The organism is Pseudomonas sp. M5, from assembly GCF_016907075.1.
In the GTDB taxonomy this organism is placed as follows: Bacteria; Pseudomonadota; Gammaproteobacteria; order Pseudomonadales; family Pseudomonadaceae; genus Aquipseudomonas; species Aquipseudomonas putida_E.
Genome location: NZ_JAFBBH010000001.1, coordinates 2,130,295 through 2,151,194, shown reverse-complemented (window position 1 = coordinate 2,151,194; position 20,900 = coordinate 2,130,295). Strand labels below are relative to the sequence as shown.

Below are 20,900 nucleotides of genomic sequence, written 5' to 3'. Positions count from 1 at the left end.
GCCCCTGTGCACCTGGCCTATACCCCTGGGTATATGGACCCCGACTGCCCTCGGCTCTAGTTTGGAGCCACAACCAGAACAACCGAGGAGCAGACCCATGGATCGATTGAAAGGCAAGGTGGCACTGATTACCGGCGGGGCAGGGGGATGTGGCCTGGCAGCGTCGGAGCTGTTTGCCGCCGAGGGCGCCAAGGTGGCGATCCTCGACTTGCCCAGCAGCCAAGGTGAAGCCGTAGCGGCGCGCATCAATGCAACGGGCGGACAAGCCCTGTTCGTCGCGGCAGGCGTTTCCGTGGCCGATCAGGTGCACCGCGCCGTCAGCCAGGCCCAGGCGCACTTCGGGCCGATCACGGTGCTGATGAATCACGCAGGCATCATCGCTGCCGGGCCCTTTCTGGAGACCAGCGAAGCCGATTGGGACCGTTTGATGAGCGTCAACGTGAAAAGCATGTTCCTGGTGACCAAGGCAGTGCTGCCGGGCATGCTGGCCGCCGGTGGCGGCAGCGTGATCTGCACGTCGTCGATTTCGGCCGTGGTGGGCACGCCGATGGAAGTGCTCTACTGCACCACCAAGGGCGCCTGCCACATGTTCGCGCGCGCACAGGCCGCAGCCATGAACAGCGACCACGCCAACCGCCTGGCCACGGTGATTCGCAGCATCGGCAGCGACGCACTGGGCCCGGCCATCGACACTGCGCTCAAGGGCGTAGTCGATTTCGACATGAGCTGCGCTTACCTGTTTCGCTTCAACCAGCCGGCGCTGTTGGTGCACGATGGCTACAACCAGCGGGTGACCGAGCGTACGCTCAAGGCGTATCTGCGCGGGGGCTATTTGCTCGACCCGTTCTACGTCGCTTGCACCAACAATCACCCCACGGGGCTGTGGCGCATGAGCGAGCTGGCGCCGGACAGCTTCTTCGCCTCGGGCTTTTCCATCTTGCCCGACATCCACCCCTGTGTCTCGTCGCACCACGGCAGCTTGATCGAAGAAATCGGCTTCATCGTCCCTGTGCGGCCACGCACGGCGCTGGTGTTTTCCTTGATGCGCGGCTTGCACAAGGGGGCGTTCGAAACCGATGAAACCCAACGCCTCGCTGCGCTGACGCCGCTGATCGATGCCATTTTCAGCCAGCACCTACACCTTGCTCATGCCGAAGACCTGGCCGACCCGCAGGACTCGGACAGCCAGTTGGAAGACGCCTTCGTCAATATCCTCCAGGGCCAGTTGACCGAAACCCAGCGGCATGTGGCCAAGCTGATCTTGCAGGGGCACAGCAGCCAGTCGATCTCGCGGGCGCTGGGGATTTCGGAAGGGACGGTCAAGGTGCACCGGCACAACATCTGGCAGCGGTTGGGGATTGCCGGGAATGCGGAGTTGTTTCGGTTGTTTATTGGCTATCTCACGAAGCAGCAATGATCTGAAGGCTATAGCCTGTAATGGATCTGTGCGGCTTTTCTATCTCGGCTGTAATCCCTTTCCGAAACTGGCGTTTAACCTCCTGGCCCCATTGATGCTCGAGTGACCTCGTCCTAGTCTCGCGATGAAAGAGGAGGTATCGTATGTACATCTGTAAATACAGGGCGCCCCATGATATTTGAGTGGGACGCAACGAAAAATCAAACCAATATCCGAAAGCACGGCATCGATTTCGCTGATGTGCCCGACATGTTCAACCATCCCATGTTGACCCGACGGGACGACAGCGCACAATACGCTGAGGAGCGCTGGGTAAGCTTGGGATGGCTCAATGCCTTGCTTGGGGTAGTCGTGTACACGGAGAGGCAGGGTGAGGTAATCCGCATCATTTCCGCACGTAAAGCCACCAGATGGGAGGCCAAACACTATGACCAAAGCATCGAAAACTGATTGGAGCCGCCTGGCTCAAATGGACGATAAAGATATTGATACCTCGGATATCCCCGAGTTGGACCAGGCTTTCTTCCAGCAGGCTGAACTGCGTGTCCCGGCGAAGCAGGCAGTAACCATTCGCCTGGACGCTGATGTCCTCACCTGGTTCAAGGATCAGGGGGCGGGTTATCAGACGCGGATTAATCAGTTGCTGCGCCAGTACATGCAAGCCCAGCAGCGCCAGCGCTGAGATCTTTTGGAACGCACCAGACCCGCGACCGGTCCCAAGCTGTGTACCCCATGCGTCCACAGCAAGAGGCCATAGCCATGAGCATTACCTACGACTGGGACCTGATCGAGCGCTTGCTGCACGAAGTGCAGAACGGCGCCGGTCACAGCTTCACACCACGCCCCTATGCCGAGCAGCACGCTGCGGCTCTGGCCGCCGAGGGCCAGCCGGTGGGGGATGTGGACCATCTGAAAACCCGTGCCTGCGAGTACGAGAAGCTGCTATTCGAGCGCGGCTTCGTCGAGAGCCGGCCGCCAGAGGATGGCGGCAATGGAGAGAACTTCGTGCTCACCGAGCGCGGGTCGCGGCTGTTGAGCCTGATCGACAGCAGCATCCCGGGCTTCGAGCACCCGCGCCAGGTACTGGATGACCAGGAAGATGCGCTGGACGAAACCACCTTCGAGCAGGTGTCGGCGAAGGCGCAGATCGCTTGAGGTCGTATTGAGGCTGGCAAGGCCTGCCCGGAAAAACCGATAATCGGTCTTTTCTGAATACTGCCGAGCCTTGCCCATGCCATCGATCACCCAAGAGGGCCGCCCATGAGTGCGGCCCGCAAGAATCCCGATGCCTTTGCCTTCCAGGTCATGCTGGGGCTGTGCCTGATCTGGGGTTGCCAACAGGTACTGATCAAGTCTGCGGCGGTTGATATTGCGCCGGTGATGCAGGCAGCTCTGCGCAACGGCCTTGCGGCGGTGCTGGTCGGCTTGATGATCTGCTGGCGCGGTGGCTGGGGGCAGGTGGGGAGTACCTGGCGTGGCGGGTTGCTGGCCGGCGGTTTGTTTGGCCTGGAGTTCCTGTTCATCGCCGAGGGGCTGAAGCTGACATCGGCGGCGCACATGTCTGTGTTCCTCTATACCGCGCCGGTGTTCACGGCACTTGGGCTACATTTCATGCTGCCCAGCGAGCGGCTGCGCCTGCTGCAGTGGCTGGGCATTCTGTTGGCGTTCGGCGGAATTGCTACTGCGTTTGCCGGGGGCGTGTCGTTCGAAGAAATGGACGGGCGCATGCTGCTCGGCGATGCCTTCGGTGTGCTGGCCGGGTTAGCTTGGGGGGCGACGACCGTGGTGGTACGGGGTTCGCGCTTGTCCGAGGCGCCTGCGACGTTGACCCTCTTCTACCAACTGGCAGTAGGTTTTGTCGGGTTAGTGCTGATCGCCTTGCTCAGCGGGCAGATCGACAAGGTCTCGTGGACGCCCTTGGCGGTCGGCAGCGTGCTGTTCCAGGGCATTGTGGTGTCGTTTGTCAGCTACCTGACGTGGTTCTGGTTGCTGCGTAAGTACTTGGCCTCGAATTTGGCGGTGTTTTCTTTTATTACCCCATTATTTGGGGTGACGTTTGGCGTGCTCTTGCTGGATGAACCGCTTAGCGTGAATTTTGTGCTCGGGGCCGTAATGGTTTTGCTCGGCGTGGTGCTGGTCAGTGCCGAGCCTTGGGTGAAGCAGCAATTGCGCAGGTTTGTGGGATAGGGGTTGCTGTTACTGGCCCTATCGCCGGCAAGCCGGCCCACAGGTACCCCACTAAACCTGAGGGCAGTGGGGCATCTTTGGGAGCCGGCTTGCCGGCGACAGGGCCGGTATTGATCAAGCTTGATCCATCACGCAACCCGCCCTGCAATTTGGCAGTTCTGGTTGTTGCGTGTGCCGGTAAGAACCAATACCCCCGCCAGCCCCAACCCAGCCGCCGCCATTACCAGCGCCGGCTGCAAGCTCCCGCTGTAATGGTTGCTCAACGCCGCCAGCAACGGCCCGCTCAATTGCCCCAGCGCAAAGCACGCAGTCAACAGCCCGGCATTGCGCTGCGTCGCATGCGGCGCGAGCTCCCGCGAGCGTTGCATCACCAACTGCATGCATGCCAGGAACGGCGTACCGCAGAGCACTACGCCCAAGGCGAGGCCAAGGCCACCGCCCATCAGGCAGGCCAGCACGCCAAGGCCTTGCAGCCACAAGGTCGCGCTCAGCCAGGCCGAAGTGCGGCCGGCGCGTCGCACACTCACCAGCACCACGCCCATCGCCGCCGCCACACCAAACGCTGGCCAGAACAGATCGGCCATCCAGTTGCCCTGGAACTGTTGGTTGGCCATTTGCGAGAGGAACGTGGCCGGCAGGATGTAACCCACGCCATACAAGGCATACACCAGGCCAAGGCGGCCAATGCCAACGCTGCGCGTCGCCCCTTGCTGCACCGTGCTCGGTACCACGGCGGGTTCCAGAGCGCGAGGCAGCCAAGGGTACACCGCCAGCAGCATGACCAGCGCGGCAACGGCATACACCAGCCATAACGCTGCCGAGCTCATACCGAGCAAGTGAGCGAGCAATGCCAGCAGGCCGGTGACTGCGATGCCCAGGCCGGGCCCGGCGAACACCAGGGCGCCCAGGCGCGGACGGTTGTTGGCGTTGGCCAGTCGCTGGCTGAGGCTGGTGATCATCACCAGCACCCAGGCACTGGCAACACCCGTACCGAAGCGCAGCAGCAGGTGGCTCCAGAACCCGTCCGCAGCCCAGGACGCCAGGGTCAGCACTGCACAAAGCCACAGGCCGCCATGCAGGCGCAGCCTGACCTGGGCTGGCGCGCGGGCGAACATGGCGTCTGCCGCGCCAATGAAATAACCCAGGTAGTTGGCCGCCGCGACCAGGCCGGCGGCGGTCAGGTCGAACTGGCCTTCGGCGATCAACTGCGGCAGTTGCGGGGTGAGAGCGAAGCGGCCGATGCCCATGGCCATCATCAGGGCTACGGCGCTGGCCAGCAGTTGTACGAACGGCGACATGAGGACACTCCTGCGCGGATGTAAACGATGGATGGCAGGTTAGGGTGCTTTTGTTTTCAATAAAATTGAATAATGATGATCAAGTTGTTCTGTTTTGGAGAATGTCATGGAGTTCAGCCAGCTGCGTATCTTCCAGGCGGTCGCAGAGGAAGGTTCCATCACACGCGCCGCCGAGCGCCTGCACCGGGTGCCGTCGAACCTGTCCACGCGCTTGCGCCAGCTTGAAGAGCAACTGGGCGTGGAGCTGTTCTTGCGTGAACGCCAGCGCCTGCAGTTGTCACCCGCTGGCAAGGTGCTGCTGGATTACGCCAACCGCCTGGCGGCGCTGCGTGACGAAGCCATGGCGGCGGTGCAGGGTGGGCAGCCGGCCGGCGATTTCGTCCTGGGCACCATGTACAGCACGGCGGCCATTCACCTGCCCGCGCTGTTGGCGCGCTACCATCAGGCCTATCCGGCCGTTAACTTGCAGGTGCAGGCTGCCCCCAGTGGCGAGTTGCTCGAGGGGTTGCTCAGCCACCGCCTGGACGCCGCACTGGTGGACGGGCCTCCGAGCCTGGCGGGGCTCGATGGCGTGCCCTTGTGCGAAGAAGAACTGGTACTGATCACCAGCCCTGAACACCCAACAGTGCACAGCGCCAGGGATGTGGCGGGCAAGGCGGTGTTCACCTTCCGCCAGGGCTGTTCCTACCGGATGCGCCTGGAGGCGTGGTATGCCCATGCACATACGCCCATGGGGCGGGTAATGGAGATCGAGTCTTACCAGAGCATGCTGGCCTGTGTGATAGCCGGCGCGGGCGTGGCGCTGATGGCGCAATCGATGCTCGACAGCCTGCCGGGGCGTGACCGCGTGCGGGTCCATCGCCTGCAGGCGCCGTTCGATCAGGCGGTGACCTGGCTGATGTGGCGGCAGGGGATGCGAGGGGCGAATTTGCAGGCGTGGGTCGATTTGCAACAAAGCGAAACGATTAACCAGCCGTCGGAATCCACCGTTTCCGCTTGATCCGCGTCAAACTTGCCCCTATCTGTAAGTACAAGGGCATGCGTAATACAGGACATCGGGCTATGATCTGTATGAAACATCGCAGTATTGATTGACCGAGAGGCTGACCCGTCAAGGGGGCACTATGAAAAACCAAATGTTCAACTGGCTCCACGACTTGGCTGTCGCCCTGGGGCTGATACCACCACCCTTGCAGCCGGTGCCTATCCCGACTGATGAAGAGCAGCGCAGGCGCCAGCCGCGTCGTCGTTGAAACCAACAAAGCCGCGATATCAGAGATGATGCCGTGGCTTTTTTGTTGGTTGTGTCCCGTCCTGAATAAGGTTTACACCTCCCATCCCGAATTTCCGGAGAGTCAGATGGAACAAGGTGTAAAGCGCACACAGCGTGATTACTCGCTGTCTTTTAAATTGGCGGTGGTTGATCAGATTGAAAAAGGCGAACTGACCTACAAGCAGGCCCAGGTGCGGTACGGCATCCAGGGGCGGTCGACGGTTCTGGTATGGTTGCGTAAGCACGGTCGGCAGGATTGGAGCCAGGGGGCCTCGATCCGCGACGAGAGGAGCTGCGCGATGTCTGACCCCAAAACGCTCACTCCAGAGCAGCGGATCAAAGAGCTTGAGCAGCAGCTTGAGCTGATGAGCCAGAAGGCCCAGTTCTTTGAAACTGTCGTTGATGTTCTGAAAAATGACTATGGTGTCTCGATCGTAAAAAAGCGATCCGGCAAGTCCTCTCGCAAGGTCAAGTCGCAGGACTGAGCATTGCCAGGGCTTGTCAGTTTCTAGGTATCAGTCGACAGGCTTACTACAAACGTAATCGAGCTGCCGATGACAAAGAACGCCAGGCAGACCAGGTGGTTGAGTTTGTACGGCAAGTCCGGATGCGCCAGCCTCGTCTAGGCACACGCAAGCTGCACTATCTGCTGCATTGCCAACCTGACAGACGATTCCAGGTCGGCCGAGATAGGCTGTTCCAGGTCTTGGGAGAGCGCCGTTTGCTAGTGCTGCCTAAGCGGGCCTACCACAAGACAACACAGAGCTTTCATCGCTTCTACCGCCATCCCAACTTACTCAAGCCCGGCCCAAGCCAGGTCGTTCCGACAAGGCCGGAGCACGTCTGGGTTGCCGACATCACTTACCTGCCCGCACGTAACGGGCCGCTGTACCTGAGCCTGGTAACGGATGCGTACTCCAGGAAAATTGTTGGCCACCACGTCCATGAAAGCCTGCACGCCGAGTCAGTAGCGCAAGCCTTCAGGCAGGCTTTACGAAAGCGAGGTCGTCGCCAGCCATTGGTCCACCATTCGGATCGAGGAATCCAATATTGCTCAGCGCTATACCAGTCACTGCATCAACGGCACGGCGTTCAGTGCTCCATGACTGATGGGTATGACTGTTACCAGAACGCGCTGGCCGAGCGAGTCAATGGAATCCTCAAGATGGAACTTCTGTTGAGCAGCCCTGAAGATCTGGAGCAAGCGAGACAGATGGTTGACGAGGCAGTGCAGATTTACAACACAGAACGGCCTCATATGGCCCTGAAAAACAAAACGCCCGATGCGGTGCATCGGGCGTTTGAGGCCTGTCGGCCTACCTGAGCTGGTGTAAACCTATTTCAGGACTAGACATTGTTTTCGGGGCGTTGTGCATGCGGTCGAGCGCATGCCTGGATTGCGCCGGCACCTTTGGGATCGAGCGCTGCCTGGGCGACGCTCGATCTCACCCTCAAGCCAGCTTCACCACCCCCACCGGTTTACGCGACAGCAGGCTGACCAGCACGAAGCTCACCAGGCCAACCGCCAGGCTGTAGTAGATCGGCGTATTGGCGTCCAGCCCGTCCTTGAACATGAACAACAGCGCCGTGGCAAAGCCCAGCGACATGCTGGCGATGGCCCCTGCAGTGGTCGCACGTTTCCAGAAGATCGCCCCGATCAGCGGGATCAGCATGCCGCCGACAAGCAGGTTGTAGGCCAGCGTCAGTGCGCTGATCACATCGTTCACCGCCAGGGCGATGCCCAGCACCACCAAACCGGTGAGCAGGGTGAACAGGCGGCTGACACCCAGGCTCGACTGCTTGCCGCCACGCAGTTTTGGCAACAGGTCTTCGGTAATGGTGGTCGAGGCGGCCAGCAGGCCGGCGCTGGCGGTCGACATCATCGCTGCCAGGGCAGCGGCCATCAGCAGGCCACGGATACCATCAGGCAACTGGCTCTTGATCATCTCGGCGAACGCGTTGTTCGGGTTGGCCAAGTCCGGCATCAGCACATGCGCGGCCATGCCGATCAGGGCGCAGGCCAGGCCATATAGCACGCAGTACAGGCCTGCAGTCGTGCCGGCACGTTGGCAGACCTTCTCGTCACGGGCGGTGAACACCCGCTGCCAGATGTCCTGACCGATCAGGATGCCGAAGAAGTAGATCAGGAAGTAAGTGATGATGGTGTCCCAGCCGATGGTGGTCCAGGCGAAGCTGGCCGCCGGCAGCTTGGCTACCAGGGTGTCCCAGCCACCGGCGTTGTACAGGCATACCGGCAGCAGGATGAACATCAGGCCCACGGTCTTGATCACGAACTGGACGATGTCGGTCAGGGTCAACGACCACATGCCGCCGATGGTCGAATAGACCACCACCACGCCGCCGCCGAGCAGCAGCGACATCCAGAACGGCAAGTCCAGCAACACCTGCAGGACAGTCGCCATGGCCAGGGTCGAGGTGACGCCGATCATCAGCGCATAGGCCAGCATGATTGCCGCACTGGCCTGGCGCGCCATGGGGTTGTAGCGACGCTCCAGTACCTGGGTCACGGTGAAGATCTTCAGGCGCAGCAGCGGTTTGGCGAGGAACAGGTTGAGGGCGATGATGCCCAGGCCCAGGGCTGCGCACAGCCAGAAACCGGAGATGCCATGCACATAGCCAAGGCGTACGGTGCCGACGGTGGAGGCGCCGCCGAGCACGGTGGTGGCCATGGTGCCCATGTACAAGGTCGGGCCCAGGTTGCGCCCTGCCACCAGGTAGTCTTCGTGGGTTTTTGCGCGCCGCATGCCATACCAGCCCAGCCCGAGCATGCCGGCGGTATAGATCATTACAACAATGATGTCCAAGGCCATTGGGGGTCTCCCGATTATCTTTATTATGGCGAGATCGACCGCTCAGGCGGCTTCACGGCGCCTGGCGGTCTTGTCTTGTGTTGGCGGGCCTCTGTGGCCCTCCCTCATGGCTCCTGCCGGGGTGCAGCAAGTTTCAGCGGCGCACGACGCCGGGCAGCACGCAGAGCATTTCGAACAGCAGGTTGGCACCGAGCAGCGAGGTGTTGCCGGTGGTGTCGTAAGGCGGGGAGACTTCGACAAGGTCACAGCCGATCAGGTCCAGGCCGTGGCAGCCGCGAATGATCTCCATCGCCTGGATGGTGGTCAAGCCGCCGATTTCCGGGGTGCCGGTGCCCGGGGCCCAGGCCGGGTCGATACCGTCGATGTCGAACGACAGGTACACCGGGCCGCCGCCGACTTTTTCGCGCACTTCGGCCATCAGCGGTTCCAGCGACTTGTGCCAGCACTCTTCGGCCTGCACCACGCGAAAGCCCTGGCGGCGGCTCCAGTTGAAGTCGTCGGCGGTGTAGCCCTGGGCGCGCAGGCCGATCTGGACCACGCGGTCGCAATCGAGCAGGCCCTCTTCCACCGCGCGGCGGAAGGTGGTGCCGTGGGCGATTTTCTCGCCGAACATGTGATCGTTGACGTCGGCGTGAGCATCGATGTGCACCAGGCCGATCTTGCCGTGCTTCTTGTGCAGGGCGCGCAGGATCGGCAGGGTGATGGTGTGGTCGCCACCCAGCGTCATCGGGATGACATTGTGCTCGACAATCTCGTCGTAGGCTTCTTCGATGATGCGCACGGCGTCGAGCAGGTTGAAGGTGTTGATCGCCACGTCACCGATGTCGGCCACCGACAGCGAGTCGAACGGGGCGGCACCGGTGGCCATGTTGTACGGGCGGATCATCACCGATTCGGCGCGGATCTGCCGTGGGCCGAAGCGGGTGCCGGAGCGCAGCGAGGTGCCGATGTCCAGCGGCACGCCGATGAACGCGGCGTCCAGGCCTTCGGCGCTTTGCAGGTGGGGGAGACGGAGCATGGTGGCGATGCCGCCGAAACGCGGCATTTCGTTGCCGCCCAGTGGTTGATGGAGAACTTTGTCCACGGTGGGCCTCATCAGTCGGTCGATTGTTTTGTTTGTTCGAACCTGTGCCGCCGCGCGCCTTGAAATGTGGTTATGCCGGCGGGCAGGGACATTTCGGCCAAGTCTGCTCAAGGTAGTGCGTGGGAAAAATCGCTACCGGCAAATACTTACTTCAGGAATTTCTGAACTAAACGCCATCGCAGCGGTTAGACTGCGCGCAAATGACACAGCGGAACCGTTGCACCATGGCCTCGACCTTGCCCGACCTGAAACTGCTGCGCATCTTTGTCAGCGTGGTGCGCCACCAAGGCTTCGCCAATGCCCAGCGCGATCTCAACCTGTCGACCTCGGCCATCAGTACCTACATGAGCCAGCTCGAAGGCGCCTTGGGCATCGTGCTGTGCCACCGCGGGCGTGGCGGTTTCAGCCTGACCAGCAAGGGCGAGCTGTTCCATCAGGAGACCTTGCGCCTGCTGGCGGAGCTCGATGGCTTCGAGCAATACGCCGCAGCGCTCAAGGGTGAGCTGCGCGGTACGCTCAACCTCGGGGTAATCGACTCAACCGTGGGCGACCGCGCGCTGCCGTTGGCTGAAGCGATCGGAGCCTACAGCCAGGAGCACCCGGCGGTGCACCTGCACCTTTCGGTATCCAGCCCCTATGAGCTGCAGCTTGGCGTGCAGGACAACCGCCTGGACCTGGCTATCGGGGCGTTCTCCTCGCGCATGAGTGGCCTGGTTTACCAGCCGCTGTACCGCGAGCAGCATTGGTTGTACTGCAGCAGCCGCCACCCGTTGTTCGCCGAGCGGCGTATCCCCGAACCGGTGGTGACCCAGCAGCGCATGGTCGGGCGCGGTTACTGGAGCCAGGCGGAGTTGGCCCGGCATGGCTTCAAACACAGCGCGGCGACCGTCGAAAGCATGGAGGCGCAGCTCATTCTGATCCTGTCAGGTGCCTATATCGGCTACCTGCCCGAGCACTATGCCCAGGCTTGGGTCGACAAGGGCGACCTGCGCGTATTATCTCCGGCCACTTTCGGCTATCAGGCGCCATTTTCGCTGATCGTCCGCCGCGGGCGCAGCCGTGAACCCTTGATTCAGACCTTCCGCGACCTGCTCAAAAGCCAGCTCAATGTTGGCTGATGAACAGGACGTTCCGGTCATTCCGTCGGCATGAATAAATTTCCTACAAACCTGACTACTACGCTGATGGCGTTCTGCTAAACCTCTACTTGCTTTGATGATTTTCCCCTTCATCTACACAAGCAAGGACCGCCCAGATGCGCATGAATTTGCCCGTCACTGAGCATGAAAGAACGTTTTCCAGCGACCAGCGGCTGATCTCTACCACCGACCTGAACAGCCGCATCACTTACTGCAACGACGCGTTCGTGGCCATCAGCGGGTTCACCTACGACGAGCTGGTGGGCCAGACCCACAACCTGGTGCGTCACCCCGACATGCCACCGGCGGTTTTCGGGCATATGTGGGACACCATCAAACAAGGCAAACCCTGGATGGGCGTGGTGAAGAATCGCGCCAAGAACGGTGATTTCTACTGGGTGAGTGCTTATGTCACCGCCATTTATGAAAACGGCCGCATCAGCGGCTACGAGTCGGTGCGTTCGGTGCCCAGCCGTGAGCAGATCCGCCGCGCAGAACGGCTGTATGCGCGTCTGCGCGCCGGTCGCCCGGCTGTAGCCTGGGCCGCGCGGCTGGGGCGTGGCGTTGGCGATGGCTGGCCGCTGATCGGCGCAGGCCTGTTGTCGGCCGCCGGCTACCTCTGGTTACCGCCCTATGCAGCGCTGGGCGTGCTGATGGCCAGTATGCTGTTGGCCTGGTACCTGATTGAACAACGGCATAACCAGGCGATCCGCCGCACACTGGCCGAACATCCCAAAGCCTTCACCAGCCCGCTGGTAGCGCTGACGTACAGTGACAACCCGGGCCTGCACGGCCAGCTCGACCTGGCGATCATCAGCGAGGAAGCGAGGCTGCAAACCGCCCTGACACGCCTGGTGGACGCCGGCGTCGGCGTGAAGTCGCGGGCAGCCCAGTCAGCCGACCTGTCCGATGCCCAGGCGCAGATGCTCGATCGCCAGCGCAGTGAGACCGATCAGTCGGCCACCGCCATTGCGCAGATGGCGGCGACCATTCAGGAAGTGACGCATAACGTGCAAAGCACCGCGCATGCTGCGGGCGATGCCGATCAGTTGGCGCAGCAGGGCAGCGAACTGGCCCGGCAGAGCCTCAAGGCGATGGGCAGCATGAGTGAGGCGGTCAGCGACATCGGCCAGGCGGTCAATGCCCTGGCTGAGCAGACCCAGTCGATCGGCAGCGTGGTCGACACCATCACCTCGATTGCCGAACAGACCAATTTGCTGGCGCTCAATGCCGCGATCGAGGCGGCGCGGGCGGGTGAGCAGGGCAGGGGCTTTGCCGTGGTGGCCGATGAGGTGCGCTCGCTGGCGCAGCGCACGCGCACCTCGACCGAGGAAATCCACCAGATCATTGCCTCCCTGCGCACGGGCGCCGAGCGGGCGGTAAGCACTGCCAGCCGCGGTGAGCAGATCTCGCGGGATAGCGTGCACAGTGTCGAGGCGGTGCAGTCGGCGCTGGCCGGGATTGCCCAGGCGGTCAGCCGCATCACCGGCATGAGCCAGCAGATGGCGACGGCGTCGGAGCAGCAGAGCCACGTGGCCGAAGACATCAACCAGCAGATCGTGCGCATCGCCCAGCTGTGTGACCAGACGGCAGGGCAGGCCAAGCAGGGGGCTGAAATCAGCCAGGACCTGGAGCGAATGGCCGAGTATCTGCACAGCCTGGCAGAGCGCTTCAACCGCTGATTTATCGCCTCTCCCACAAGGATGTGGGGCTTTTCCTCAGGGCTGTGGCACACTGCGCCCGGTAAGGAGAAACCGATGTCCAGACCCCGCTGCGAGCGTTGCCTGCGCCCGCTCGACCACTGCCTTTGCCCACTGATCCCCTCGCTCGACAGCCGCACCCGCGTGGTCCTGCTGCAGCACCCCAGTGAAACCTCGCACGCCCTGAATACCGCACGCCTGGCTGCCCTTGGCCTGGTCAATGCCGAGTTGCGCGTCGGCGAGGTGTTTGAAGACCTGGGTGATTTGCTGGATGCACCTGAGTATCGGCCGGTGCTGTTGTTCCCAGGTGAGCAGGCCCAAGTGCTTGCAGCCTACGGCGATACAGACGACAGGCCGCTCATGCTGATTGTCCCTGATGGCACCTGGCGCAAGGCTCGCAAGCTTTTGTACCTCAATCCGCTGCTCGAAGCGTTGCCCAGGGTGACGCTGGCGCAGGTGGCGCCCTCGCGCTACCGCGTGCGCAAGGCGCCGGAGCCGGGAGCGGTGTCGACCATAGAGGCGGTGGTGCAGGCATTGAATGTGCTGGAGCAGCCGGCCTGTTTCGATGAGTTGCTGCGCCCGTTCGAAGTGTTGATCGAGGGGCAGATCAGGGCAATGGGGCCTGAGACGTTCCAAAGAAATCACGGTGAAGGCTGACACCTGCACTGTCAGTGCCGTTCTCTCCTCACGATTGCAGGCGCTTTGTGTGTGCCCGCAGCTTCGTGCCATTGCGGCTGTGCGTGGGAGGACTTCGGGTCTGCCGGGTTCCAAGTTCCCGGTTCGCCGATCTGCGTACAGCAGTGTCCCGAATGGGGTGGTTCGTTAATCGCTAAGCCGAAGAACCATTGGTGAGACAAATCGAGTGGATAAACGAATCAAGCGTCCGGGACACTAGGCATTTAAAATGGCCGTCTACTTTTTCAAGGCCAGGCTGATGCCTTCATCCCCACTCTCGTAGCGGCAAATCACCGACGTTTTTGTATCTTTCTTGTTCTTCAGTTCAAATGCGCTGAGATCCGACTCCGACGCGTTAGGGGTGAAGCCATCCCATTGACCGTCGTTATTTTTTACGCTGTAAGCGATGCCTTCCATACCGTCTTGTTCATCGGCAGATTGAGTGATGCTTGTAACTTTCGGGCAATCTGCTGCAAATGCATTACCCATTGCCAGCACTGTTGCGATACCTACTGCGGCGATAATACGCATGTGACCTACTCCTTCAGGTGATTGAGCGTTCAGCATGGTGGCTCTCGTTACATATCGCTACTGGCAAAAATGCCGGGTTGACGTGGCAACAGTCGTTGGCTGTACCGGCCTTCGTCGCCTGCAAGCTTGGCCTTGAGCCGCTTGAAGATGCGCCTACCGGCGAAATTACGGTGGCGCGGTTGCGTCCGTTCGAGGTGTTGATCGAGAGGCAGGTCAGGGCGATGGGGACTGAGGCGTTCCAGAGAAATCATGGTGAGGGCTGACACCGGCACTCGGAATTTAACTGATAATTTTGCTAGTTTGCGCGGCGATCGGGTTCGGTGATGCTGGGAGGCATTCTTACTTGGCATCCGAGCAACCATCATGATCAGAATCTGGTATCAGAATCAGGGTGTAGCCTTTACGGTTAAGGCCGGCAAGCACGTCTACTCCCTGATGCGGGGGCAGGGTTTCGTTGTGGGGCAGGTGAGTGGGAGTTCCACCGGTGTCGCCAACGCGCGCTTGATCGGCACCGATGGCATGGGGTCACCTTTATTGATTCTGGACCCGCTGTGCAAAGAGCGTCACAGCTATACAGCGTATGGGTACGATGCATTGCTGACTGAAAGTACCGTACTGGGATTCAACGGCCAGCTGTCTTGTATGTTGAAGCATGCCTATTTGTTGGGGAATGGTTACAGGGTCTACAGTACCGCGCTGATGAGGTTCTTTTCTGCGGACCGATTGAGTCCCTTTGCGGCGGGCGGTTTGAACGCATACGCCTACGTGCAGGGGGACCCGGTCAATCGAGATGATCCTACCGGCCGAATGTTCAGATGGGTCAAAAAACTTATACCGGGCAAGTCGGTAGCCATTGACGTACAAAACTCTGACGTAGAAAACCCTGCCATCACGCTCCCGGCAATGAGCTCAAATCCACCGGCCTCGGTCAGTTTTGTTAATGAAATCTCGTCTACGCCACCTCGTATGGCGCCTTTACTGGTCATTCTGAAACAAAATAGTCCTGCTACTGACCTGTTGCTGGGGCACGTGGGGAACAAGGGTCTGATGCAACTAGGGCGTGTATCACGCGACGCGTCGAATGCAGTGAGCCTTCATTTGTCCAGAACTCACGCCGGGCCGCAACAGGTTGCCATGGCAAACCAGTTCGCGCTGACCGAGCGGGCACGCATCTTTGCTGGTTTGGCCGCACAAAAGCTGATGAATAGAGAGGTGCCGCTTGCGCCCATGACTCCAGCTCAAGCGATGGAGCACGTCCGACTCAACATTGTGTGAGCGTTTGCGCAAGGCGCCGAAACAAACGCAGCATCGCGATGCGCCGGGGCCTATCAGTTCTTTTTTTGTGTGCGGGCCGGTAACGGCCTGCCTTTCACCGCTCCCGCAACGCCTCGGTCCGTGCCTTGAGCACCGGCTTGAGCAGATAATCCAGCACACTCTTCTGCCCGGTGATGATATCCACCGTGGCCACCATCCCGGGGATGATCAGCAGCGGCTTGTTATCGCCGCCCAAGTGGTTCTTCTCGGTGCGCACCTGAATCAGGTAAAACGCATTGCCCTTGTCATCGGTCACGGTATCGGCACCGATCAACTCAAGCTTGGCCTTCATGCCGCCATAAATGGTGTAGTCATACGCACTGAACTTCACCATCGCCGGCTGCCCCGGGTGCAGGAATGCCACGTCCTGTGGCCGCACCTTGGCTTCGATCAGCAGGTTGTCCTCGATCGGCACGATCTCCACCAGGTCGCTGCCTGGCTGCACCACCCCGCCAATTGTGTTGACTTTGAGCATCTTGACGATGCCATGCACCGGCGAAACCACGGTAGTGCGGTTGACCCGGTCGTCGATGGCGATGCTGGTGGCGGTGATCTTCGATAGCTCCGTGCGTTTGTCGTTGAGCTCCTTGGCGGCCTCGGAGCGGAAGCTGGCGTCCGATTCCTGGATCTTGCTCCTGATCTCGGCCACGGCGGCCTCGGCGCGGGGGATGGCCAGGCTGGTGGCGTTGAGCTGGCCGCGAGCTTCGACCGTGCGTTGCTTGAGCCGCAGGATTTCCACCGGTGAAATGGCACCCTTGCTCACCAGCGGCGCGGACATGTCCAGTTCCTGCTGCAGCAGGCCTACCGCCGAACGGTACTGTTCGACCTTGGAACGGAACTCGGCCAATTCCTGGGTCTTTTGTCGCAACTGCTCGTTGAGGGTCTGCTTTTCACTGGCCAGGCGGCGCTGGCGCGAGTCGTACAGCGACAGTTCGTCCTCGGCTACCTGGGGCGCCTTGGCGCGGACCTCCTCGGACAGCACAAAGGGCCGCCCTTCGGCTTCGGCGGACAGCCGCTCGACCTGGGCGGTCAGGGCATAGCGGTCGGCCTCGCTTTCACCTTTGTTGGACTTGAACCGCGTGTCGTCCAGGCGCAGCAGGGTGGCGCCTTTGTCCACCATCTGGCCTTCGCGCACGAAAATCTCGGTGACGATGCCGCCCTCCAGGTTCTGCACCACCTGCACCTTGCTCGAAGGGATCGCCTTGCCTTCGCCGACGGTTACCTCGTCGAGCACTGCCAGGCTCGCCCAGGTCACGGCCGCGAGCAGTAGCGCCGCTGCCAGCCACACGGTCAGGCGTGACAGGCGCGGGGAATCTTGCAGGGTGGCGCTGGCCAGCTCTGGCATGTAGTCGTGTTCGGTGCGCTTGTCGGCGCTGCTGTGGGAACTGCGCACGCTGTGGCCGATGGGCATGGAAACCTCCTAGAGAGCTGCGCCGATGCGGCCCTTGCGCAGGGCATCGATAACCGCATCCTTTGGCCCGTCGGCGACGATCTTGCCGTTGTCCAGTACCAGCAGCCGGTCCACTAGGCTAAGCATCGAGGTGCGGTGGGTGACCAGCAGCAGGGTCTTGCCGGGCACCCAGTTCAGCAGTCGCTGGCGCAGTTGCTCTTCGCTGCTGTTGTCCATGTGGCTGGTAGGTTCGTCGAGGATCAGGATGGGTGGCTCCAGCAACAGCGCGCGGGCCAGCAGCACGGCCTGGCGCTGCCCGCCGGAAAGCAATTGGCCACGTTCGCCCACCGGGCGGTCGAAACCCTGCGGGTGCTGGCGGGCCAGCTCGCTGACGCCGGTCAGTTCGGCCACTTCGAGCATGCGCGCATCGCTTACGTGGCGGGCACCGAGGGTCAGGTTGTCACGCAGGCTGCCGGCCAGCAGCGGCAGGTCATGGGCGACGTAGCCAAGCTGGCTGCGCAGGTCGGCGATGTCCAGTTGGCGCAGGTCGAGGTTGTCCAGCAATACCTGGCCTTCTTCCGGGTGATGGAAGCCCATCAGCAGGCGGCCCAGGGTGCTTTTGCCCGAGCCGCTGCGGCCGATGATGCCAATCCGCTCACCCGGCTTTATGGCCACGTTCACATCCTGCAGTGCCGGGCTGGTCTGTGCCGGGTAGCGGAAGCTGACATGGCTGAGGGTCAGGCCGCCCTTGAGCGCGGTGTGCTCCAGGGCTTGCTGTTCGGCCTGGCGTTCTTGCGGCAGGGCCATCAGGGCATCGGTGCTGCGCATCGTCAGTTGCGCTTGCTGATAGCGGGTGATCAGCCCTGCAATCTGGCCGAGCGGTGCCAGCACCCGGCTACCGAGCATGTAGCTGGCGACCAGGGCGCCGACACTGAGGTTGCCAGCGATGATGCTGTACACCCCGGCGACGATGGTGGCCATGCCGCAGAACTGCTGGATGAACAGCGTGCCGTTGCTGGCCAGCGACGACAGGTTGCGGGCGTGGGCGTCGAGGCGGGCCATGGCGCCATTGGTGTGTTCCCACTGGTACTGGCGCTCGCTCTCGGCACCGCAGGCCTTGAGGGTTTCCAGGCCGCCGAGGGTTTCGATCAGCAGTGCCTGGCGTACCGCACCGAGGCTGAGGCTTTTTTGCACGGTGTCGCGCAGGCGTGCCTGAATGAACAGGGCAAAGCCCACCGCCAGCGGGAAGGCGATCAGTGGGATCAGTACCAGCCAGCCGCCCAGCAGGCCGATCACCAGTAGCATGAGGGCGACGAAGGGCAGGTCGATGATGCTGGTCAGGGTGACTGCGGTGAGGAATTCGCGCAGGCCCTGGAAGTCATGGATGCTCTGGGCGAAGCCGCCGATGCTGGCAGGTTTGGCTTTCATGGCCATGCCGGTGATGCGTTCGAACAGGGCGGCGGAGAGGATCAGGTCGGTCTTCTTGCCGGCCTGGTCCAGCAGGTGGGCGCGCACCATGCGCAGCACCAGCTCGAAGGCGGTGCCGATGAACAGGCCAGCGACCAGCACCCATAAGGTCGAAAGTGCCTGGTTGGGTACCACGCGATCGTAGGTCTGCATCACGAACAGCGGCACCATCAGGCCCAGCAGGTTGATCAGCAGGCTGGCCAGCAGGGCATCGCCGTACAGCCAGCGGGAATGGCGCAAGGTATCGCGGAACCAGGCCTCCACCCGCGGCAGCAGCGGTGAGCGGACTTCCTCCAGGGTATGACGGGGTCGTGCGAACAAAGCGTGACCTGCGTAGGCCTGTTCCAGCGCCTCGCGCTCTACCCATTGTTCGCCGCCCTCAGCCTCGCAGGGCAGGATCAGCGCCCGGCCATCTTCGCCCCAGCGCTGCAGCACGGCGCTGCGGCCGTCGTTGAGCAACAGCAGCACCGGCAGGTTGAGCGGCGAAATGGCCGCCAGCTCACGCTGCAGCACACGGCCTTGCAAACCGGCACGCGCCGCAGCGCGTGGCAGCAAATCCGCACCCAGGCGTTGCTGGAGCAGTGGCAGCCCACTGCTCAGGCTGGAGCGGCTGGCCGGCCGACCGTGCAGGCGGCACAGAATCAGCAGGCCATCGAGCAGGGGGTCATCGACATCGGGGCGCGGTTGTGCGCTTTGCATACTGGTCACGATGAACTACTCCCGCCACGGTGTAAGGGGGATGAGGCGCGGTGCTGAGTGCCAGTTGCGTGGGGCTGGCTCAACGCATGTCGGGCAACCTGGCCTCGGTGCGTACGTCGTTGTTGGCGATGGCCTCCGGCGGCAGTGAAATACGCTGTTTGCTCAACAGCTCACCCATGGTCGCCAGCACGCGATACATCGAGTACTCCTCGGTGTAACGCACCTCGGTGTAACGGCGGTTGGCGTTGTACAGCTCATTCTCGCTGTCCAGCACATCGAGCAGGGTGCGTTGGCCCAGGCCGAACTGGTCCTGATAGGCGGCGCGCACACGTTGCGTCGTTTCTGCGTACTCGCGGGCGGTAGGGGTCTGTTTACGGGCGTTGTTCATGGCGTTCCAGGCCAGGCTGAGGTTTTCGGTCAGCTCGCGCAGCGCGTTGTTGCGGATGTCCAGTGCCTGGTTGATCTTGTGCGCGTCGGACTGCAGGCGGGCCTTGTCGCTGCCGCCGCGGAACAGGTTGTAGCTGAGTTCGACGCCGGCCTGCCAGTCGTTGTTGCTGTGGCCTTTTTCGCCACCGAGGTTGTTGTTGGCGCCGGTGGCCAGCACCGCGTCCAGCCGTGGGTAGAAAGGCGATTTGGCCACTTCGTACTGCTGCTCGGCGGCATTGACGTCGGCCTGGGCAGATTTCAAGTAGGGGTTGTTCTGGCGCATGCCTTCGCGCGCCTCGTCCAGAGTGCCAGGCATTTCCACCTTGACCGATTGCGGGCCTTCCAGCTCATCCGGCAGGCGGCCGACCACGCTGTAGAAGTTGGCCTCGGCATCGGCCAGGTCGACCTCGGCGGTGTCCAGGTTGTTTTCCGCCAGAGCCCGGCGTGCGCGGGATTGGTCAAGGTCGGCGGTGCTGCCTACGCCCCGCTCGCTACGCAGGCCTATCTGATCGCTGACGCGCAGGTGCGCCTGCAGGTTGTTCTTTGCCAGGGTCACCAACTCTCGGCGCTTCAGCACTTCCAGGTACACCTCGATGGCGCGCAGGGCGACATCTTGTGCGACGGCCTGAGTGTAGTAGGCGCGGGAGGTGGCCACCGCCTCGGTACGGCCCACTTCGTTGGCTGTGTTGAAACCATCGAAGATCATTTGCCGAAGGCGCAACTCCGACTGGGTGTAGTTCAGGGTTTCTTTGTTGTGGTTGCGGGTACCGTCAGCGTTCAGGCCGCGGGTATTGATGTTGTCCGAGCGCTGTCTGCCGTACCCGGCTACCAGGTCCACGGTTGGATAGTACCCACCACGGGCAAATTTCACGTCCTCGTCGGCTGACAACCTGCTGTTGCGGTTGGAGCTTATTTCCGGGTGGTAGTCCACGGCGCTCTGGACAGCCTCGTTGAGCGACATCGCCTGAACGTTGGCGCACGCCATGGCCAACAGAATTGCACTGGTGATGGGGTTGAACCTGCGCATGGGGTACTTCTCCCTGATCTCAAAATGGCCTTGCTTCTTCTCGCCAAAAAAATGACGATTTTTATCGTTCAAACCGTTTCATGTTTGTAACAACAGAGCTAAGAACATTTAGCGCGCGAGCTAAGAAGATTTTTTCATAAGTGATATGCGAAAAAAAACTTATGCGGTCTATCGAAACCAAGACATTGTTTCATTCAAGTGATTTCGGAAGCCGCTGTAGCCTGCGAGTTTCCTGCATCGCAATGAGTTCCAGATTTTTTATGGCTAAGGACGTGGGGTAGGTAGGTAAAAGCGGAATTTGGCGACAAAAATTTGGCATCCGGTGGTGGCAAATTTACATTATGACTATCGCCAAATCAGTGACCTTCGCGCACGATTCTCACGGTTGAGACATGCGGGCGCGAAGCCGTTGACCTCCATCTGCCATGTTGTTGGCTGTGTA

Annotated in this window: 19 protein-coding genes and 2 pseudogenes; 14 read left to right on the top strand and 7 right to left on the bottom strand. The window is 61.3% G+C overall.

The annotated features are described in order from the left end of the window. Nucleotides 1–97: 97 nt before the first annotated feature. From JOE27_RS24845 to JOE27_RS09685, 6 genes and pseudogenes are all read left to right on the top strand, one after another. Nucleotides 98–694, top strand: a pseudogene (locus tag JOE27_RS24845) (SDR family NAD(P)-dependent oxidoreductase); the annotation flags it as partial. Continuing rightward, on the top strand, nucleotides 674–1,417 hold the full coding sequence (locus JOE27_RS24840) for a LuxR family transcriptional regulator (protein ID WP_281069942.1): 744 nt from the start codon (nucleotides 674–676) through the stop codon (nucleotides 1,415–1,417). The pseudogene JOE27_RS24845 and the gene JOE27_RS24840, both read left to right, overlap by 21 nt. A 171-nt stretch (nucleotides 1,418–1,588) precedes the next feature. Continuing rightward, complete coding sequence (locus JOE27_RS09700) at nucleotides 1,589–1,867, top strand: BrnT family toxin (protein WP_046788068.1); 279 nt, start codon at nucleotides 1,589–1,591, stop codon at nucleotides 1,865–1,867. Beyond that, nucleotides 1,845–2,099 (top strand): BrnA antitoxin family protein, encoded by a 255-nt coding sequence (locus tag JOE27_RS09695; RefSeq protein WP_012315648.1) that lies wholly within the window; start codon nucleotides 1,845–1,847, stop codon nucleotides 2,097–2,099. Before JOE27_RS09700 ends, JOE27_RS09695 begins: the two co-directional genes overlap by 23 nt. 77 nt (nucleotides 2,100–2,176) lie before the next feature. Further along, nucleotides 2,177–2,572, top strand: coding sequence for a transcriptional regulator (locus tag JOE27_RS09690; RefSeq protein WP_115274130.1), 396 nt, complete (start codon nucleotides 2,177–2,179; stop codon nucleotides 2,570–2,572). A gap of 105 nt (nucleotides 2,573–2,677) precedes the next feature. Further along, a complete protein-coding gene (locus JOE27_RS09685) occupies nucleotides 2,678–3,604 on the top strand; it encodes a DMT family transporter (RefSeq protein WP_125924526.1) in 927 nt (308 codons plus the stop codon). Nucleotides 3,605–3,732: 128 nt separating this feature from the next. On the opposite strand, the gene JOE27_RS09680 is transcribed toward JOE27_RS09685, so the two are convergent. After that, nucleotides 3,733–4,902, bottom strand: coding sequence for an MFS transporter (locus tag JOE27_RS09680; RefSeq protein ID WP_204918610.1), 1,170 nt, complete (start codon nucleotides 4,900–4,902; stop codon nucleotides 3,733–3,735). 106 nt (nucleotides 4,903–5,008) lie between these two features. On the opposite strand from JOE27_RS09680, the gene JOE27_RS09675 reads away from it, so the two are divergent. From JOE27_RS09675 to JOE27_RS09670, 3 genes are all read left to right on the top strand, one after another. Beyond that, complete coding sequence (locus tag JOE27_RS09675) at nucleotides 5,009–5,902, top strand: LysR family transcriptional regulator (protein WP_115274133.1); 894 nt, start codon at nucleotides 5,009–5,011, stop codon at nucleotides 5,900–5,902. Between the two features lie 124 nt (nucleotides 5,903–6,026). Next, nucleotides 6,027–6,155 carry a PA1414 family protein gene (locus tag JOE27_RS24980; protein ID WP_008090807.1) on the top strand — a complete coding sequence of 43 codons (129 nt, stop codon included), beginning with the start codon at nucleotides 6,027–6,029 and terminating at the stop codon, nucleotides 6,153–6,155. Nucleotides 6,156–6,261: 106 nt separating this feature from the next. Next, nucleotides 6,262–7,499, top strand: a protein-coding gene (locus tag JOE27_RS09670; protein ID WP_125924402.1) for an IS3 family transposase whose coding sequence is annotated in 2 segments (ribosomal slippage) — nucleotides 6,262–6,610 and nucleotides 6,610–7,499 — 1,239 coding nt in all. Because the reading frame shifts where the segments join, the coding sequence is not laid out codon by codon here. Between the two features lie 127 nt (nucleotides 7,500–7,626). On the opposite strand, the gene JOE27_RS09665 is transcribed toward JOE27_RS09670, so the two are convergent. Then, nucleotides 7,627–9,006, bottom strand: a complete 1,380-nt coding sequence (locus JOE27_RS09665) for a sodium:solute symporter (protein WP_115274134.1) — start codon at nucleotides 9,004–9,006, stop codon at nucleotides 7,627–7,629. 133 nt (nucleotides 9,007–9,139) lie between these two features. Next, complete coding sequence (speB, locus tag JOE27_RS09660; RefSeq protein WP_012315641.1) at nucleotides 9,140–10,090, bottom strand: agmatinase; 951 nt, start codon at nucleotides 10,088–10,090, stop codon at nucleotides 9,140–9,142. 224 nt (nucleotides 10,091–10,314) lie between these two features. On the opposite strand from speB, the gene JOE27_RS09655 reads away from it, so the two are divergent. The 3 genes from JOE27_RS09655 (at nucleotide 10,315) to JOE27_RS09645 (ending at nucleotide 13,586) form a co-directional block, all read left to right on the top strand. Then, nucleotides 10,315–11,208, top strand: coding sequence for a LysR family transcriptional regulator (locus JOE27_RS09655; RefSeq protein ID WP_115274135.1), 894 nt, complete (start codon nucleotides 10,315–10,317; stop codon nucleotides 11,206–11,208). A 137-nt stretch (nucleotides 11,209–11,345) separates the two neighbouring features. Beyond that, complete coding sequence (locus JOE27_RS09650; protein ID WP_119687591.1) at nucleotides 11,346–12,911, top strand: PAS domain-containing methyl-accepting chemotaxis protein; 1,566 nt, start codon at nucleotides 11,346–11,348, stop codon at nucleotides 12,909–12,911. A gap of 75 nt (nucleotides 12,912–12,986) precedes the next feature. Next, nucleotides 12,987–13,586: a DTW domain-containing protein gene (locus tag JOE27_RS09645; RefSeq protein WP_115274137.1), complete on the top strand. Its 600-nt coding sequence runs from the start codon at nucleotides 12,987–12,989 to the stop codon at nucleotides 13,584–13,586. Nucleotides 13,587–13,841: 255 nt separating this feature from the next. Here the strand turns inward: JOE27_RS09645 and JOE27_RS09640 are convergent, their stop codons facing one another. Next, complete coding sequence (locus tag JOE27_RS09640; protein WP_204918608.1) at nucleotides 13,842–14,135, bottom strand: hypothetical protein; 294 nt, start codon at nucleotides 14,133–14,135, stop codon at nucleotides 13,842–13,844. A gap of 173 nt (nucleotides 14,136–14,308) precedes the next feature. Here JOE27_RS09640 and JOE27_RS24835 point away from each other — a divergent pair. Together JOE27_RS24835 and JOE27_RS09635 are read left to right on the top strand one after the other, a co-directional pair. After that, nucleotides 14,309–14,398: pseudogene (locus JOE27_RS24835) on the top strand (DTW domain-containing protein); the annotation flags it as partial. Between the two features lie 100 nt (nucleotides 14,399–14,498). Beyond that, complete coding sequence (locus tag JOE27_RS09635; RefSeq protein WP_115274140.1) at nucleotides 14,499–15,410, top strand: RHS repeat-associated core domain-containing protein; 912 nt, start codon at nucleotides 14,499–14,501, stop codon at nucleotides 15,408–15,410. Nucleotides 15,411–15,504: 94 nt separating this feature from the next. Here JOE27_RS09635 and JOE27_RS09630 read toward each other — a convergent pair whose 3' ends face one another. From JOE27_RS09630 to JOE27_RS09620, 3 genes are all read right to left on the bottom strand, one after another. Next, entirely contained in the window at nucleotides 15,505–16,860 is a 1,356-nt protein-coding gene (locus JOE27_RS09630) for an HlyD family type I secretion periplasmic adaptor subunit (protein WP_115274141.1), read from the bottom strand. A 9-nt stretch (nucleotides 16,861–16,869) separates the two neighbouring features. Next, the gene (locus JOE27_RS09625) at nucleotides 16,870–19,005 is read right to left on the bottom strand and encodes a type I secretion system permease/ATPase (RefSeq protein ID WP_204920630.1); all 2,136 of its coding nucleotides are present in this window, start codon (nucleotides 19,003–19,005) and stop codon (nucleotides 16,870–16,872) included. Between the two features lie 79 nt (nucleotides 19,006–19,084). Next, nucleotides 19,085–20,458: a TolC family outer membrane protein gene (locus tag JOE27_RS09620; protein WP_119689079.1), complete on the bottom strand. Its 1,374-nt coding sequence runs from the start codon at nucleotides 20,456–20,458 to the stop codon at nucleotides 19,085–19,087. Nucleotides 20,459–20,900 lie beyond the last annotated feature (442 nt).